At 39.6% G+C, this 17,713-nt stretch carries 13 protein-coding genes; 10 read left to right on the forward strand and 3 right to left on the reverse strand.

All coding sequences use genetic code 11. The annotated features are described in order from the left end of the window. Positions 1 to 21 precede the first annotated feature (21 nt). Positions 22 to 786, reverse strand: coding sequence for an alpha/beta fold hydrolase (locus tag L3V38_RS04535; RefSeq protein WP_237118513.1), 765 nt, complete (start codon positions 784 to 786; stop codon positions 22 to 24). 131 nt (positions 787 to 917) lie between these two features. Here L3V38_RS04535 and seqA point away from each other — a divergent pair, with 131 nt between their 5' ends. From seqA to L3V38_RS04565, 6 genes are all read left to right on the forward strand, one after another. After that, the gene (gene seqA / locus L3V38_RS04540; RefSeq protein WP_237118514.1) at positions 918 to 1,514 is read left to right on the forward strand and encodes a replication initiation negative regulator SeqA; all 597 of its coding nucleotides are present in this window, start codon (positions 918 to 920) and stop codon (positions 1,512 to 1,514) included. Between the two features lie 16 nt (positions 1,515 to 1,530). Further along, positions 1,531 to 3,168, forward strand: coding sequence for a phosphoglucomutase (alpha-D-glucose-1,6-bisphosphate-dependent) (pgm, locus tag L3V38_RS04545; protein WP_237118515.1), 1,638 nt, complete (start codon positions 1,531 to 1,533; stop codon positions 3,166 to 3,168). 79 nt (positions 3,169 to 3,247) lie between these two features. Next, the gene (gene astE / locus L3V38_RS04550; protein ID WP_237118516.1) at positions 3,248 to 4,303 is read left to right on the forward strand and encodes a succinylglutamate desuccinylase; all 1,056 of its coding nucleotides are present in this window, start codon (positions 3,248 to 3,250) and stop codon (positions 4,301 to 4,303) included. Positions 4,304 to 4,572: 269 nt separating this feature from the next. Then, positions 4,573 to 5,787, forward strand: coding sequence for a thiamine pyrophosphate-dependent dehydrogenase E1 component subunit alpha (locus L3V38_RS04555; protein ID WP_237118517.1), 1,215 nt, complete (start codon positions 4,573 to 4,575; stop codon positions 5,785 to 5,787). Next, complete coding sequence (locus L3V38_RS04560; RefSeq protein ID WP_130149929.1) at positions 5,787 to 6,764, forward strand: alpha-ketoacid dehydrogenase subunit beta; 978 nt, start codon at positions 5,787 to 5,789, stop codon at positions 6,762 to 6,764. The genes L3V38_RS04555 and L3V38_RS04560 overlap by 1 nt, the downstream gene beginning before the upstream one ends. An 8-nt stretch (positions 6,765 to 6,772) precedes the next feature. After that, positions 6,773 to 8,332: a dihydrolipoyllysine-residue acetyltransferase gene (locus tag L3V38_RS04565; RefSeq protein WP_237118518.1), complete on the forward strand. Its 1,560-nt coding sequence runs from the start codon at positions 6,773 to 6,775 to the stop codon at positions 8,330 to 8,332. A 374-nt stretch (positions 8,333 to 8,706) separates the two neighbouring features. On the opposite strand, the gene L3V38_RS04570 is transcribed toward L3V38_RS04565, so the two are convergent. After that, the gene (locus tag L3V38_RS04570; protein WP_237118519.1) at positions 8,707 to 9,879 is read right to left on the reverse strand and encodes a putative manganese transporter; all 1,173 of its coding nucleotides are present in this window, start codon (positions 9,877 to 9,879) and stop codon (positions 8,707 to 8,709) included. A gap of 72 nt (positions 9,880 to 9,951) precedes the next feature. Beyond that, the gene (locus L3V38_RS04575) at positions 9,952 to 11,577 is read right to left on the reverse strand and encodes a M28 family metallopeptidase (protein WP_237118520.1); all 1,626 of its coding nucleotides are present in this window, start codon (positions 11,575 to 11,577) and stop codon (positions 9,952 to 9,954) included. A gap of 111 nt (positions 11,578 to 11,688) precedes the next feature. On the opposite strand from L3V38_RS04575, the gene L3V38_RS04580 reads away from it, so the two are divergent. The 4 genes from L3V38_RS04580 (at position 11,689) to L3V38_RS04595 (ending at position 17,708) form a co-directional block, all read left to right on the forward strand. Then, a complete protein-coding gene (locus L3V38_RS04580; protein WP_237118521.1) occupies positions 11,689 to 12,504 on the forward strand; it encodes a DUF3025 domain-containing protein in 816 nt (271 codons plus the stop codon). Then, positions 12,497 to 13,285, forward strand: coding sequence for an ATP-binding cassette domain-containing protein (locus L3V38_RS04585; protein ID WP_237118522.1), 789 nt, complete (start codon positions 12,497 to 12,499; stop codon positions 13,283 to 13,285). The genes L3V38_RS04580 and L3V38_RS04585 overlap by 8 nt, the downstream gene beginning before the upstream one ends. After that, on the forward strand, positions 13,278 to 14,486 hold the full coding sequence (locus L3V38_RS04590; RefSeq protein ID WP_237118523.1) for an ABC transporter permease: 1,209 nt from the start codon (positions 13,278 to 13,280) through the stop codon (positions 14,484 to 14,486). Before L3V38_RS04585 ends, L3V38_RS04590 begins: the two co-directional genes overlap by 8 nt. A 174-nt stretch (positions 14,487 to 14,660) precedes the next feature. Then, positions 14,661 to 17,708, forward strand: a complete 3,048-nt coding sequence (locus tag L3V38_RS04595) for an ATP-binding protein (protein ID WP_237118524.1) — start codon at positions 14,661 to 14,663, stop codon at positions 17,706 to 17,708. Positions 17,709 to 17,713: the final 5 nt, after the last annotated feature.

A 17,713-nucleotide genomic window follows, 5' to 3' on the forward strand; every position in this document is an offset into this window, starting at 1 on the left:
ACGTGAATTTTCTCTTGCCTTTTATTGCTGTAAAAAATCGCTGATTGCTTTATTTACAGCAAGTGGTTTTTGCGCATGTAACCAATGACCCGCACCATGAATTACTTTTGCCTTCGCATTTGGAAATAAATTCATAATCATTGGACGATGCTCAGCCAAAATATAGTCTGAATCATTACCTTTCACGAATAAAGTATCACATAAACAAGAATCATTTTCATCAAGTTGCGACAAAATATTTTCATATTGCTGATTTAAAACATCTAAATTAAATCGCCATTGATACTGTCCTTGATCGTTTTTCGCAAAACTTTTTAATAAAAATTGTCGAACACCCATCTCGTCGATATGTTTTGCTAATAGTAGATCTGCTGCTTTTCTATCTGCAACGTTAGATTCAGCCACTTCGTTTAAACCAGCAAAAATAGCACTGTGTCGCGGTTTATTTGCTACAGGGGAAATATCTAATACAACCAACTTATTGACCACCTCATTGTACTTGAGCGCTAATTGCATCGCTGCTTTGCCACCCATTGAATGGCCAATAATATGTGCATTTGATATGTTTAAGTTCTTTAGTAAGTTGTAAATATCGTCTGCCATTACTTCGTAGTTCATCGTTTCACTATGAAATGACCTACCATGGTTTCGTAAATCAACATTAGTAACAGTGTAATTTTCAGCTAATGCTTTGGCTATAACATTCAAGTTTTCTAGTGAGCCAAACAAACCATGGATCAATACAACGTCAGGGCCTTGGCCCAATTGTTGGTAGTTTAATAGCATTTTAAACTCCTATTTTTAATCGCTGTATTTTGCCTAGCGAAATTACAAATTGCAAAACATAGAGAATTACTTCGAGCTTAGGTATAATCATTGAGAACTTTTAAAATGTGACCCGTAAAGACAGGAATAACATGAAAAAAATCGACATAGACGACGAGTTATATCAATACATAGCAAGTAACACTCAAAGTATTGGTGAAAGTGCATCAACTATTTTGCGTCGTTTATTAAACCTTTCTGATGGTAACACGGTAGCAGAAACAACGAATGAACATAGTGAACAAGAAACCTCAACCGTTGAAGCTGTAAATGACCACGCAACTGAAAATACACAACAGCCTGAGCCAGAAGTAGAAAAAACGGCTCCTAGCAAAGCTACCAGCCAAGCCAAAGGGAATGTTTTTAATGTATTGAACAAAGAAGAGCTTGCAATGCAAAAGGGTGTTGTAGGGCGTTTCTTATTCATTTTAGCTGCCTTATACCGTTCTCACAAAAATGAATTTGTGAATGTATTAGATATAAAAGGCCGTGATCGCGTTTATTTTGCTACCAGTAAAGAAGCATTACTCGAAAGTGGTAGTAGCATGAACCCGAAAAACATTACCGATACAGAATATTGGGTGATGACGAACTCAAATACAACACGTAAGAAAATGATGCTTCACGAAGTCGCGCTGTGTTTAGGTTACAGCAGTGATGACGCTGAAAAAATCCGTGACTATTTATAACCGATAAGGAAATATTATGGCGATTCACCCGGATGCAGGAAAAACCGCACCACAAGAAAGCTTAGTTAATGTACCTAAACTGGTTTCTGCCTACTATTTAAATGAGCCTGATCTTGAACAAAACCCAGAGCATTGTGTAGCTTTTGGTACGTCAGGACATCGCGGCTGCTCGTACGATGTTAAGTTTAATGAATCGCATATATTAGCTATTACTCAAGCTATTTGTGATTACCGCAAAGAAAATGATATTTTTGGCCCTCTTTTTCTAGGTAAAGATACACATGCTTTGAGTGAGGCAGCATTTAATTCAGCCATTGAAGTACTGGTTGCTAACGAAGTACAAGTTATTACGCAAGAAAACGACGAATACACCCCTACACCTGTGATCAGTCATGCGGTTGTGTCACATAATAAACAAAATCCAAATGAATTAGCGGATGGTATTGTCGTTACACCATCTCACAATCCACCAGAAGACGGTGGTTTTAAATATAATCCGCCAAACGGTGGACCTGCTGATACTGATGTAACTAAATGGATTGAAGATAGAGCAAATCAATTACTACTTGAAGATCTCGTTGAAGTAGAGCTATTTCCATTTGCTAAAGCATCTCGCTCAGGTTTCATAAAATATCAAGACCTTATTAATCCATATGTTGACGATTTAGAAAATATAATTAATCTAAAAGCCATTAGTGAAGCAAACATAAAAGTAGGTATTGACCCGCTTGGTGGTTCAGGCATTAATTTTTGGCCTGTAATCGCTGAAAAATACAATTTAGACCTAACAGTCGTAAATAAAGACGTTGATCCACGCTTTGCTTTTATGCCACTTGATAAAGACGGCAAAATTCGTATGGATTGTTCATCGCCTTACGCCATGACCAATTTAATCGCACTCAAAGATGATTATGATATTGGTATTGGTAATGACCCTGATTATGATCGCCATGGTATTGTGACGCCTGATGGTTTAATGAATCCAAATCACTTCTTAGCGGTGGCGATCGATTACTTATTAAATAACCGTGATTGGTCAAAAGATGTGGCGATTGGTAAAACGCTTGTATCAAGCGGCATGATTGATAAAGTTGTAGAGCGTAACAATCGTAAAGTAAAAGAAGTACCTGTTGGTTTTAAATGGTTTGTTGAAGGCCTAGGAAAAGGGACTCTTGCTTTCGGTGGTGAAGAAAGCGCAGGGGCGTCGTTCTTACGCTTCGATGGTACAGTTTGGAACACAGACAAAGATGGCTTTATTTTAGGTCTACTTGCTGCTGAGATTTTAGCAGTAACTGGCAAAACACCGTCGCAGCTTTACAAAGAGCTAGAACAAGAGTTTGGTGCGCCTATCTATAAGCGTATCGATGCGCCAGCAACCTCACAGCAAAAAGAACGTTTAAAAGCACTTTCTGCTAATGATGTTACTGCAAGTACATTAGCGGGTGATGCCATTACGCAAAAGCTAACCCATGCACCAGGTAACAATGCTGCAATTGGTGGCTTAAAAGTGGTCACAGAAAACGGCTGGTTTGCTGCGCGTCCATCAGGCACTGAAGATATTTATAAAATTTACCTTGAATCATTCAAAGGTGAAGAACATTTAGCATTACTTGAAAAAGAAGCGAAAAAACTAGTTGATTCAGTAATTAGCTAATCTCTTTTTTATCTTTTAAAACGGCTGATATTCTCAGCCGTTTTTGTATTCTACTCTCACGCATTATTAGGATAGAACAATGAGCTATTCAACCTCTGCATACCTAGATGAATTAAAACGTACAGGCGACTTTTTAACACTCACTCGCAGTAATGAATTTCAACTTGAACCATCATCATTCACCCTTAAAAATGGCACGGATGTAACAGTTCATGATACGGGTATCATAGAGTTTCAACCAAAAGAACAAACAAATAAAGATATTGTGCTTTCAAGTGCGATACATGGTAACGAAACAGCGCCAATTGAAATCTGCGATCAATTAATCAAAGCAATCATTGCAGAAGAACTGACACTGAAACAGCGCGTATTGTTTATTTTTGGTAACCCTAAATCAATTAATATTGGTAAGCGTTTTGTTGATGAAAACTTAAACCGTTTATTTAACGGCCACCATACTGTTGAAGGGATTGCCTCAAACCCTGAGCGCGTGCGCGCAAAGCTACTTGAAGATGTGGTTTCTGATTTCTTCGAACGAGGCAACCAGAGCAGTGAACGTTTTCACTATGACCTACATACGGCAATACGTGGCTCTAAAAATGAAAAATTTGCAGTGTATCCATTTTTACATGGCAAGCCTTGGAAAAAGTCGCAGTTACAATTTTTACTCAGCTGTGGCGTAAATACAGTTTTAATGATGAAATCTGCGGCAACAACGTTTAGCTACTACTCGTCTTATGTCCACGGCGCTGACTCATTTACGGTTGAGCTTGGTCAAGTAAAGCCATTTGGCGAAAATGACATGTCTCGCTTTGAGAAAACTAAACAAACGTTAACTGCATTAATTAGTCAAGAAACTGTTGAATATAAAGAATTCAATGCAGAAGATTTTGAGTTGTTTTCAGTTTATAGAACAATAAACCGTACTTGCGAAGACTTTAGTTTCCCATTTGCTGATGATGTGGAAAATTTCACCGGTTTTGCCAAAGGTGAATTATTAGCGATTGATGGTCAGACCAGGTATGAAGCGGACGTTGACGGTGAAGCGATTATCTTCCCAAATGCAGATGTAGCCTTAGGTCAGCGTGCTTTGCTTACCGTTATCCCTATGAAAGTTGATAGCAACTTTATTTAAATTTTTTGCATTAACACCCATCTCATTGTAGTTAACTGTATGACTTTAGTAGTTTTATTTTGTTGTATAGTTAACTTTCCATGCGTATTTAGCCATTTATCGACTATTCGTCTATGATTAGTTGAATAACAACTTACGTTAACGTAAAGTGACGGCAGTTTAATTTAATTTGATTGAATATTGCGCAAACTTTATCCTTGCAGCTCAAGCTGATAAAAACACAAATAAGGGCAGTGGCGTAGGTTTCTGACAACGAAAGAAGGTAGGTTATGAGTAATCCAAATAACGTATCGCTGAACATTAATCATGAACTGTCATTTATTGATGGTCACGCATTAACAATTCCTACATTAAGTATTCTTAATGAGGAAGGCGACATCTACGAGGGTGCAACCGCACCTGATATCGACAAAGCAACAGCAATCCATCTATACGAGACAATGCGTTTTATTCGTGCTCTTGATGAGCGTATGCAAGCTGCCCAGCGACAAGGTCGCGTTAGCTTTTATATGCAATGTTTAGGTGAAGAAGCAGCTGTAACAGCATCAGCTGCAGCGCTTGATCAAAACGACATGATTATGGCCCAATACCGTGAGCAAGCTGCTCTGCGTTATCGTGGCTTTAGCCTTGACCAATTCATGAACCAAATGTTCTCAAATGAAAAAGATTTGGGTAAAGGTCGCCAAATGCCAATCCACTATGGCTCACGCGAACTTAACTACATGACCATTTCATCACCGCTTGGTACACAAATTCCGCAAGCAACAGGTTATGCGTACGGTCAGAAAGTGCGTCATGTTGATGCCCAAACCGGCGAGTTAAATAGCACGATTGATAACATTACTATTTGTTACTTTGGTGAAGGTGCTGCCTCTGAAGGTGATTTCCATGCTGGTTTAAACATGGCAGCTGTTCATGAAGCGCCGGTGATTTTCTTTGCTCGTAATAATGGTTATGCGATTTCTACACCTGCTGATGAACAATTTAAAGGTGATGGAATTGCATCACGTGGTGTTGGTTACGGCATTAAAACAATCCGTGTTGACGGTGCTGACGCACTTGCAGTTTATGCTGCAACGAAAAAAGCCCGTGAAATAGTAACGACTAAAGGTGAACCCGTTTTAATCGAGTCAATTGCATATCGTTTAGGTGCTCACTCGACTAGTGACGACCCAAGCGGTTACCGTACAAAAGACGAAGAAGCAAAACATAAAGGCTGTCCAATTGAGCGTTTCCGTAAGTGGTTATTAAAACAAGGTTGGTTAGACGAAGCGCAAGACGCTAAAGACAAAGAAACAATTCGTGAAGAAATTTTAGCGGCTCTTAAGCGTGCTGAAAAAGTGGCAAAACCTTCATTAGAAGAGCTTATTTCAGATGTTTACGATACGCCAATTCCATCACTGCAAAAACAATACGAACAACTAAAAGAGCATATTTTGCAGCATCCTGATGCTTATCCAACTACTGCAGGGAGATTAAAGTAATGGCTAAAATGAACATGCTTCATGCAATTAACTCTGCCCTAGATATCACCATGGCTGAGCATCCAAATGCCTGTATTTTTGGTGAAGACGTTGGTTATTTTGGTGGTGTATTTCGTGCTACATCTGGCTTACAAGAAAAATATGGTAAGCACCGTGTGTTCAATACACCGTTAACTGAGCAAGGTATTTTAGGTTTTGCCAATGGTTTAGCGGCATTTGGTGCACCTGCTTTAGCTGAAATTCAATTTGCAGATTATATTTTCCCTGCATTTGACCAAATCGTGAATGAATCAGCTAAATTCCGTTACCGTAGTGGTAATGAATTCAATGTAGGCAACTTAACCATCCGTACTCCATACGGCGGTGGTATTGCCGGTGGTTTATATCACTCACAATCACCAGAAGCCTATTTTGCTCATACACCGGGTTTAAAGTTAGTTGTGCCACGTAATCCTTATCAAGCAAAAGGCTTACTTCGTGCATCCATTAAAGATGACAACCCTGTTATTTTCTTTGAGCCGAAACGTTTATATCGTGCATCAACAGGTGAAGTACCAGAAGAAGATTACAGCATCGAGCTCGGTAAAGCTGAAATCGTGCAAGAGGGCACTGATGTCACTTTACTTGCTTGGGGTGCACAGATGGAAATCATCGAAGATGCCGCTAAAAAAGCAGCTGAGCAAGGCATTAGCTGTGAAGTTATCGACTTACGCACCATTTTACCGTGGGATGTAGAGACTATTGCGAAATCAGTAATCAAAACGGGCCGTTTAGTGGTTAGCCACGAAGCACCAATCACCAATGGTTTTGGTGCAGAGATCGTTGCAACAATTCAACAAGAGTGTTTTTTACATCTTGAATCGCCAATTGCTCGCGTGTGTGGTTTAGATACGCCATACCCATTAGCACTTGAAAAAGAATATGTGCCGGATGCACTTAAAGTGCTTGCTGCGATTAAGCAATCAGTAGAGTTTTAGGAGTCAGTATGTCTAAAGATTTTATCTTGCCAGATATCGGCGAAGGCATCGTAGAGTGTGAAATCGTTGAATGGTTAGTTGCAGAAGGCGATTCTGTAAAAGAAGACCAGCCTATTTGTGATGTGATGACCGACAAAGCACTTGTGCAAATTCCAGCTGTCCATGATGGGGTGATCAGTAAACTTTATTATGCAAAAGGTGATATTGCTAAAGTCCATGCACCATTATTTGCGATGGATGTTGATGGTGAAGCACCAAGCCAATCAGTTGAAACCGCTGAGGATGCGCCAGCAAGACCAACACCGCAAACTTCAACCTCAGGAACACAGTTAGAGGACTTTATTTTACCGGACATTGGTGAAGGTATCGTTGAGTGCGAAATCGTGGAGTGGTTAGTCAGTGAAGGTGATGAAATCATTGAAGATCAAGCGGTTTGTGATGTAATGACAGACAAAGCACTGGTGCAAATTCCGGCTAAATACACAGGTAAAGTCGAAAAGCTTTATTACAAAAAAGGTGATATTGCAGCGGTTCACAGCCCATTATTCCAAATGAGTATTGCAGGACAAAGCGCAGAGCCAGATGTGAGTTCTGCGGTAGTGAAAGCGCAAAGTAATGCTGCGAATAAGCCGGCTGAAAAAACAGCCCCTAAAGTTGAAAAACAACTTAACAAAAAAGCGGTTGCTTCACCTGCTGTTCGTCGTAAAGCGCGTGAACTTGATGTTGATTTAACGCAAGTGCCAGGCTCGGGTAAAAATGGCCGGATTTATAAGCAAGATATCGAAGATTTCTTGAATCAAGCGCCAAGTCAAGTTGTATCACAAGATACTACGGCTAAAGCTTCATCATCAACTTCTGTTGGTGGTAGCCGTGTTGAGCCAATTAAAGGTATTAAAGCGGCAATGGCGAAGCAAATGGTTGCGTCAGTATCGACAATTCCTCACTTTACTTTCTGTGATGAAATTGACCTAACAAAACTGATCGCAATGCGCAGCGAGCTAAAAGAGCAGTATAAGCAACAGGGCGTTAAGCTCACTATGATGCCGTTCTTTATCAAAGCGCTGTCATTAGCTATTAAGCAATTCCCAGTACTTAACTCACAAGTTAATGATGATTGCAGTGAGCTGACTTACTTTGATGATCATAACATCGGTATGGCGGTTGATTCTAAGATTGGTTTACTTGTACCAAACATTAAGTCATGTCAGTCAAAGAGCATCGTAGATGTTGCAAACGAAGTGACGCGTTTAACAGAGGCGGCACGTGATGGTCGTGTATCACCCGATGATTTAAAAGGCGGCACGATTAGTATTTCGAACATCGGTGCGATTGGCGGCACAATTGCAACCCCGATCATCAATAAGCCAGAAGTGGCGATTGTAGCTTTAGGTAAACTGCAGCACTTACCTCGTTTTGATGAAAAAGGGAATGTGATTTCAGCAGCTATAATGCAAGTAAGCTGGTCTGGCGACCACAGAGTGATTGATGGTGGCACTATTGCTCGTTTCAACAACTTGTGGAAGTCTTACTTAGAAGATCCTGCAAAAATGATGATGGCGATGAGCTAACATTAGGGCGTGTTGACCTTTTGTGGTTGATTTTGCAGCAGTGTGTTTGGTATTTAGGCAAGGCAGAGCCTATGTAGTGTGGTTGTTCCCCATAAATAGGCGATAACGCAGCATCAATGCCAAACACGCGCTGCCCTTCGGGTTCTTCCTAGGGGCGATTAACTCTTTGTTACCTACATGGATGTAGGTAAGGGGCGTGAGCAGGATGCGGTAGCTTTGCTCGATTTTTACTTAGCCCACTAGGTTACAAATCTCGCGCCGCGATTAAATCGCCCCTAGAGTGAACAAATTTCAATCTACAAAGGTCAACACGCCCTCGTAAGCATTAAAAAACCAGCCTCGGCTGGTTTTTTTAATTCTAAATATTGTATTTGCTATATGCCGTAAAAATACAAACCATAACCGAGTAACAATGCAGGTATTGTTGAATACACCGTCGCCATTAAGGCCGCTTTTGGTGCTAGTGCAATTGCTGGGAATAGGGCATCACCATCATTCGATATTGCATTTGCTGCCATCGCACTGAACGGAATAATCCCTTGAATATAAAGTGTCATTACAACAATTTGTGGCCCGCAACCAGGTAATAAGCCGATTGCTACAGCAACTAAGGGTGCTAAGTAGGCATATTCTGAAAACCATGCAGCTAAATCTACGCCAGCCACATTCACCAAAATTTCAAACACCATAAATGAAGCAACGACCCATGCTGTAACGAAATGAGTGTCCATTAACACTTTAGTAAGCTTTGATGGAGGAGTGCAAGGGGCTTCTTCGCTAGTTACTTGCTTATAACTTGCTCCTTTTGAAGATAAAGCCCATACAATCACGGTAAAAAGTGCCATCAAGGAGCCAAAAACAGTGATTATGTTAGCAAGACCTTCACTGAAAAAGCGAGTATCTGTGTTTGTTGCGATGACAAAAGCGATAATCAAACTAGGTATTAAAGCTAACTTCCAAACAGGGCGGCTATATTCGAGTATCTTTGGTTGGCACTGTGGCTCTTCATTATACTCAGTCGCATTACTTGGTTGAAAACTTGAACTTGAATGAAATAAATTAACAATTTGACCACTAATAATACCTACGCTCACTCCTATCAACATCATTAATAGTCCATCAAGAGGGCGAGTGGCGAGTAATAAGAATGCAGCATCTCCCATTGTCGCAGTTAATACGGCTACAACGGAGCCAAAGCTAGCTTGCTTTTTGGTAAACTGAGTAACAACTATAATGGCACCGCCACAGCCAGGTAAAGCACCTAAGATAGAAGCAAAGCTGACTTCAAGAATGCCTGATTTTGCGCGTAAATAGCTAAGCTGTAATTGTGGAAGGCGATCGATTAAATAATAATAAATTAATAAAGTGGCAGCAACAAAGACCGATACTTGAAAGAAAGCATCGCTCAATGCTTGTAATGTAAATTCACGGCTTGCAGGTATTGCTAATGCAGTAAGCAATAGAAAGGGTAAGAACAAGCGCTTATTATCCGTAATGTAACACCTCGCTTTTTGAGGAACTAACCTCGTTTGGGAAAAAAAATACATACAGTGCAACCTAAAAAATTAATCAGGTTACACTGTAGTATCATTTTAAATGAAAATCAATCTCATTTGCATTTATTTGCGTTGGAATTCAGAGTTTGTATTCCATTTAGGCCATTCTTCACGCTCTGAAATATCAAAGCCTACTTGATAGAATAACTGAAGGTCCTGAATCGCACCTGATAAATCCCACTCATCACGGTAACGATCACATGGTTGATGGTAACAACCACGAAGCACTAAGCTCATTCGTTTACGGTAATTAGCGGTTTCTTCATCAAGCGCTTCACTACCGCCACCAGCGTACATTGCTGGCACACCCATGTTTGCAAATGCAAAGTGATCAGAGCGGTAGTAACCACCTGAAGACGGTTTAGGATCGCCAGATACAGTGCGACCTTGGTCTTTGGCAGCTGTTTCTAGCAAGCTATCCATTTCTGATTTGCCGATGCCAACAACACTGATGTCTTTTACTTTACCCAACAGGTTTAAGCTATCCATATTGATGTTAGCAACGGTTTGGCTTGCAGGGATAACAGGGTTAGCTGCATAGTATTTAGAGCCAAGTAAACCTTGTTCCTCTGCTGTCACTGCTAAGAATGTCATTGAGCGGCTAGGGTGCTGTGGTAAAGTAGCGAACGCTTCAGCAACTTCAATTAAGCCTGCAGTGCCTGTTGCATTATCGTGGGCACCATTATAGATTTGGTCGCCTTTACGGGTTTTATCTGTACCTAAGTGATCCCAGTGAGCAGAGTAAATAATATGTTCATTTGGTTTTTCACTACCCGGTAAAGTCGCGATGAAGTTATACGAAATCGACTTTTTAATCGTATTATTTACTTCAACGCTTGCTGTCAGGTCGCCCATATCAACATGATAAGCCCCTTTAGCAGCATTTTCTTTCATGGTGTCGAAATCTAAGCCTGCTTTTGTAAATAGCTCCTTAGCAACATCAGTTGTTACCCAGCCCTCAACAGCAACACGGTCCATGTTATTATTTTCTTTTTGGAAACCAAATTGCTCACCACTCCATGAGTTTTCAACTACAGACCATGGATAAGATGCTGGCGCTGTTTCGTGAATGATAATCGCACCTGCTGCACCTTGACGGCTTGCTTCTTCATACTTATATGTCCAACGGCCGTAATAGGTCATTGCATCACCGGTGAATAAATCAGGGTTTTTTGTCGCAAAACCCGGGTCGTTTACCAGCATTACAACTGTTTTACCCTCAACATCAAGGCCTTCGTAATCGTTCCAGTTATATTCAGGCGCGTTTACACCATAACCAACGAAAACAAGCTCAGAGTCTTTAATGCTTTGTTTTGCACTTATACGGCTACTACCCATCACCATATCTTTCTTGTATTGGTAATCTTTGCCACCAATGGTAAGTACCATGTTTGAGTCTGCTTCAAGTGAAACAAGCGGAACTTCTTGTAAAAAGCTATCACCATTGCCTGGTTGAAAACCAAGCGCTTTAAATTGATCAGTTAAATAAGCTAGAGTAAGTTCTTCACCCTTTGATGAAGGTGCTCTACCACCAAACTCATCAGAGGCTAGCACTTTAATGTGTTCAGCTAATTGCTGTGAATTTATACTCTGATAAGCGTTAGCTACATCATTTGAGGTGTTACTTGTTGAAGCACAGCCTACAAGCATCGCGCTTGCTATCACTGTCATTGAAAAATAACGTTCCATAATCAATCTTTTTTGTTTTAAGGTAGCATTAGTATATGAGGTTCTATTAATGAGAACCAGTTTTTGCGGTAAACTAGTCACAATACATCAAGAAGTTAAATGTTATAAGAAATGAAACGATTCACCGCCCCCGAACAGTGGTCAACGCAGTACCTTACAACCGGTGCGTTTGTTGACTTAGTTAAACTGTTTAATATAGATAAGTTGTCTGATTGGCCATCATGTGAATGGTTTAATCAATTTTTAACCGCCACGACTTCGCAAGGGATCCCCATTAGTTTCACTGAAGATGAAAAATTTGCAGATGAAACTCGGTATTATGAACAAATAATTTTTGAAACAGGGCAAGTACCCACACGCCAACAGAATTGGCATGATCTATTTGGTGGTTTTATTTGGTGTTTATTCCCAAAAACTAAAGCGCTGATTAATCATCAGCACATTGAAGAAATTAAACTGCACGGTCTAAAAGAGCGCAGTAAACACAGAAATGCACTTACCTTGTTTGATGAATGCGGCGTTGTATTAGCCATTACCGAACAAAGCTGGCAACAGCAATTACGTGACCATCAATGGCGGCAAGCATTTGTAGTACAGCGCGAATTATGGGGTCAAACTATACGTCCTTACATGTTTGGTCATGCTAACTACGAAATGCTTACACAACCTTATATAGGTTTAACGGGGAAAGCATTATTTATTGTTGTGCCTGATGACATATTTTGTAAAGATTTAGCCGAGCAGTATGCGTATATAGATCAACGTCTCTATGAGATGATTAAAGTTGACGATTGTTTGCGAGACAATAAAAATTTGTCACCCTTACCATTGTTAGGTGTACCTGGCTGGTGGGCTGAGAATAATAACCCAGAATTTTATAATAACACGGACTACTTTAGGCCGAAACGAAGGAAACGCAATGATTGAAGTAGCAGGGCTTAAAAAGAAGTTTAAGCTAACAAAAGATCATAAAAAAAATAACACGGATAATATTGATCCCCGAGAAGACAAGCAGTTTTTTCATTCCGTGAGAGAGGTCAGCTTTCACTGTAATAAAGGCGAAGTGTTGGGCTTGTTAGGCCCGAACGGAGCTGGTAAAACAACAACACTTAGAATGATCTCAACAGCGCTCAAGCCTGATGAAGGAACAATAACCATCTCTGGTCACGATATTGTTAAAAAACCTTTAGTTGGCCGTAAATCAATCGGCTTTTTATCAGGGAGTACTGGTTTATACGGACGTTTAACGGTTAAAGAAAACGTTGAGTACTTTGCTCGTTTGCATGGCATGAGTAAAAAGGCGGTAGCAGCACGTTGTGATGAGCTTTTCACCTTACTTGATATGCACAGCTTTATTGATAAACGTGCTGAGAATTTATCTACTGGCATGAAGCAAAAAGCCAATATTGCCCGTGCAGTTGTTCATCACCCTGATGTGGTTATTCTTGATGAGCCCACTACAGGTTTAGATATCATGACCACGCAAACCGTCATTAAGTTTATTCGTGGCCTTAAAGAGCAAGGCACACCGGTCATCTTCTCAACGCACCATTTAGATGAGGTTGCGTTACTTTGTGACCGTGTTGCGGTGATAAACCAAGGCATAAGTTGTTTTGATGGCACATTGGATGAGTTTAAACAAACTGGGCAAAGCGAAGAGCTAAACCAAGCGTTTATGAATATTTTGACGGAGAATCGTGATGTTTGAAGTATTTAAAAAGGAATTAAAAGAGCTGTTACGTGACCGTAAAACATTAATATTCGTGGTCGCACTGCCGGTTGCTGTTTTCCCATTATTATTTGCTGTAATGGCATTTATTAGTTCACAAGCAGCATTAGAGGCAGAACAAGAGGTCCATACTTACGCCATCATCAATGGTAATTACGCGCAAGAGTTTACTGATAAGGTGTTTTACCACAAGAGCTTTGCTTTATATAAAGGTGACGAAACCTTTAATACAGTAGAGGACCTGACCAAAGCAGTTAAAGCGGGCACCATAGATATGGGTATCTATTTGCCATCAGACGCTAAGCAAACTTTAGATAACGCTAAGCAAAGCGAATGGCAAGTTGTGTATAACGACGCGAAAGCAATTAATTTTTTATTTGACCGCGTTAAGGAGCTTGCGAAAGAATATGGCGATAAACTGCGCACGACTAAGCTTCTTAGTTTTGGCGTATCAGAGCAGCAACAAGCGGCAATTATCGAGCCTATTAAAGTGGTGAAGGTCGATACCGCAGATAAACGTGAAAACCTTGGTGAGAAAATTGGTGGGTTTATTCCTTATCTACTAATACCTCTGGTCCTAGTTGGTGCAACATATCCAGCGATTGATTTAGGTGCCGGTGAAAAAGAGCGCGGAACCCTTGAAACGCTTTTACTTACACCAATTACGCGTACGCAGCTTGTGTTAGGTAAGTTTGTAACCCTACTTGCTTCTTCAATTGCGACAACCACCATAACGGTACTTAGTATGGGGGTGTGGATATCAATAGCCATTGCTTTTGTGGATTTAGCGGTTGTTAAAAACGCATTTAGTTCTTTAACCGTGTTAGATTTAGGATTGATCTTTGTATTGTTATTGCCAATCGCTGCAATCTTCTCTTCATTAGCGTTGGCCATTTCTATTTATGCGCGAACCTTTAAAGAAGCGCAAAACTATATGGCGCCACTTAGCATGGGGGTTTTCTTTCCTATAGTCCTTGCAGTTTTGCCTAATATTGAACTGACTAGCAAAACAGCCTTTATTCCTGTGACAAATGTTTCACTTGCAATCAAAGATATCATTAAAGGCACAGTAGATTACACATTAGTGGGTTTGATCTTCCTAGCGACATTGATAGTGGCAGGGGCCTTACTCACGTTTTGTGTTAAATGGTTTAATAGAGAAGATGTCTTATTTAGATAAAAGACGTATTGTTTTTACCTAACAAAAAAGCACCACCTTGGTGCTTTTTTAATATTTTCAATATGTTACCTTGTGTTACATCCTTATTGATTAATATTTTTTATTTATACCCCATCTTTATTATGAAATTCTCCTATACTCTGTGAAGAATGGTAAATAAGGCTTTTTAATTCAATGGATTTGCTTAAAGCAACTAATTTCTTTTATCGGCACAAGCTTCCTTTTGTTGCTCTGTTGGTTTTGATCTCTCTTGCGTGCGTTGCGACAATAAAATTTGAATTTGATACCCGTGAAGATGTGTATGCTCGTACATTAGAGCAAATGAAACGAGAGCTAACCACAAAAGAGGATAGGTTTACCTCTACACTTAGAGAAAATATTTCTGCGCTTAATTTCTTAGACGCCACTCCCCCGATTATGGCGATTATGCGCGCTACAAACGATAAGAATATCGATCCTGTTCTTGGCACACCAATATCAGCATGGAAAGATAGGCTAGCAAAGATCTTCAGTGGTTTTATGGTGACAGATAAAGACTTAGCACAAGCTCGCTATATCTACGTTGGGCAGGAAGGTAAAGAAGTTGTCAGGGTTGACAATATTAATGGCGAAGTAAAGCGCATAGCTGAAGCTGATTTGCAGTTAAAAGGTCATCGAGACTACATGCAAATAACAAAGGGGTTACCCAATGGTCATGTTTATGTTTCGTCTATTAATTACAATAGAGAGAATGGTCATATACAAATTCCCTATGTGAGTACATATCGTGTATCAAAATTAGTACGTGATCCGTACGGAGAGCCCTTTGCTGTTTTGATCGTCAACTATTATGCCGATGATCTTTTAAACGGATTAGTTGAAAACACAGCAGATATTTTTGATGTCTACCTACTTAATGCGGATCAGCAATTTATTTATCACCCAAATGAAGCATACCGTTTTAGCTTTGAGTCAGGGGATGCGCGATTTTGGAAGCAAGAGTTTTCAACTAATCAGGCGATGGATCAAATTGATATTTTCGATTTTATGAGCTTGCCAGAGAAACTTTATTTAAAGAAAGTTATTCAGTTCTCTAATGGTATTGATATGAAGCCACTTACACTGGCAGTGTCTGTTGATACCCAGACTATGTTGCATGAGATTAAAAGTAAACGCTATAAATTCATAGCCATGCTATGTTTGATTATTATTGCTGTGATCGTGCTATTTATAATTTATCAGCGTGACATAAGCCGAAAACTCGAATTGAGCTTTTTCAAAGAAAAAAACAGCAAAATTATAGAAAGTTCCTCTGATGCAATTATTATGGTTACCCCTGATGGCACTATTTGCAATGCCAATCAAACTGCGAAAGAGTTTTTTAGCATAAAAGAAAAGGAAACAAATTTTGATAACTTGTTCAATTACAATGATGAAGATTTTCAAGGAATTGCACAAGCTATAAAAAATAATGAACGCTGCTCGTTTGAAGCCATTTATATAGATGAAACACAGTGCCATTATTTCTCAATTACTCTTGCCCCGATTTTTGATGCGCTTAAAAAACAAGTCCAAGTCGCTGCAATAATTCGTAATATTAACTCATTAAAAAGGGCACAACATCAACTTGAGCAACTAAACGAAACGCTCGAGGAAAAAGTTCAAAATCGTACAGCTGAGCTAGAAGAAGCAACAAAGCAGGCTCTGGCCGCAAGTAAGGCTAAAAGCCAATTCGTTGCTAATATCTCTCACGAAATACGCACACCAATGAACGGTGTACTCGGTATGCTAGAAATGCTTGAAATTGAGCCCCTTACAACTCAGCAAAAACAGTACTTACATTACGCCAACAGTAGCGCACAATCATTAATGACTCTGATTAATGATATTCTAGACTTTTCTAAAATTGAAGCTGGCAAACTAGATTTAGATCACCATGAGTTTGATGTTGTTTCTGTGTGTAATGATTTGATGACATCAATGGCAGTACAGGGCCAAAAGAAAGGGTTGGAAGTGCTCTTTGATTCAAGTTTAGTTAGCCACAGGGGCTTTGTTGGAGATAGCCATCGTTTAAAGCAAATACTTAATAACTTACTCAGTAACGCGTTTAAGTTTACTCACCAAGGATTTGTTAGTTTACATATCAGTGAACGAGAAATACTGGATGGTAAAGTATTATTAACTTTTAAAGTAACAGACACGGGCATAGGCATATCAAAAGATAGCCAACAAAAGCTATTTGATGTTTTTACACAAGAAGATTCAAGTACAACTAGGCACTATGGCGGCAGTGGATTGGGTCTTTCAATAAGTCGCAAGTTATCGCAACTAATGGGTGGTGATATTGATGTTGAGAGTGAAAAAGGTCAGGGTAGTTGTTTTACTGCCACGGTTTTGATGACACTCAGTCAACCAAGTAAATCGAATAGTCAAACTGCTATACTAGCGAATAAAAAAGTAGCGCTTGCTTTATTGTATGAGCCTTTGAAGCAAAACTTAATAAGCCAATTAAAATCTTTTACTCAATTGGAAGAGCAACATATAACGTCGTGGTCCTTATTAGAAAAGGGAAATAAAACCCAATTTGATCTCATCATTGTGGATCAAAAACACCCACAAATTAGTGACTTTATTGAACACGCTAATCAAGATAGCAATACTAAACTGTTAGTGATTGGCACTTTGTCCGCATTAGAAAAAAAATATTCTTTACCAACAAATGCGACAGTGATAGCAAAGCCTATAACACAAGATGAGCTTATTTATCGGCTAGCGATGTTATTTAACTATGATGAGCAAATACTCAATCATAAAAATAATATAGTAAAAGAAATTGTAGATGTTGATTTTTGCAATCGCTCTATACTTATTGTCGATGATAACCTGATCAACATTGAAGTAAGTAAAGCTATTTTGCGCGATACAAACATTCATATCGAGTCTGCTAGTGATGGTATCGAAGCATTGGAGGTACTTAAAAATAGCGAAACCCAGTTTGACCTTATTTTGATGGATTGCCAAATGCCAAATATGAACGGCTATGATTGCACCAAACAAATAAGGAAAGGTAACGCAACAGAACGTTTTCAAGATATTGTTATTATTGCCATGACCGCAAGCGCGATGGCAGGCGATAGAGAAAAGTGCCTGAGTGTAGGTATGAACGACTATATTACCAAACCGATAAAACAAGCCACACTTCGAAATAAACTCGTTATGTGGCTTAAGCTGACTAGATATTAGTTTGG

It is taken from the genome of Pseudoalteromonas sp. L1 (genome assembly GCF_021728095.1).
Classification (GTDB): Bacteria; Pseudomonadota; Gammaproteobacteria; order Enterobacterales; family Alteromonadaceae; genus Pseudoalteromonas.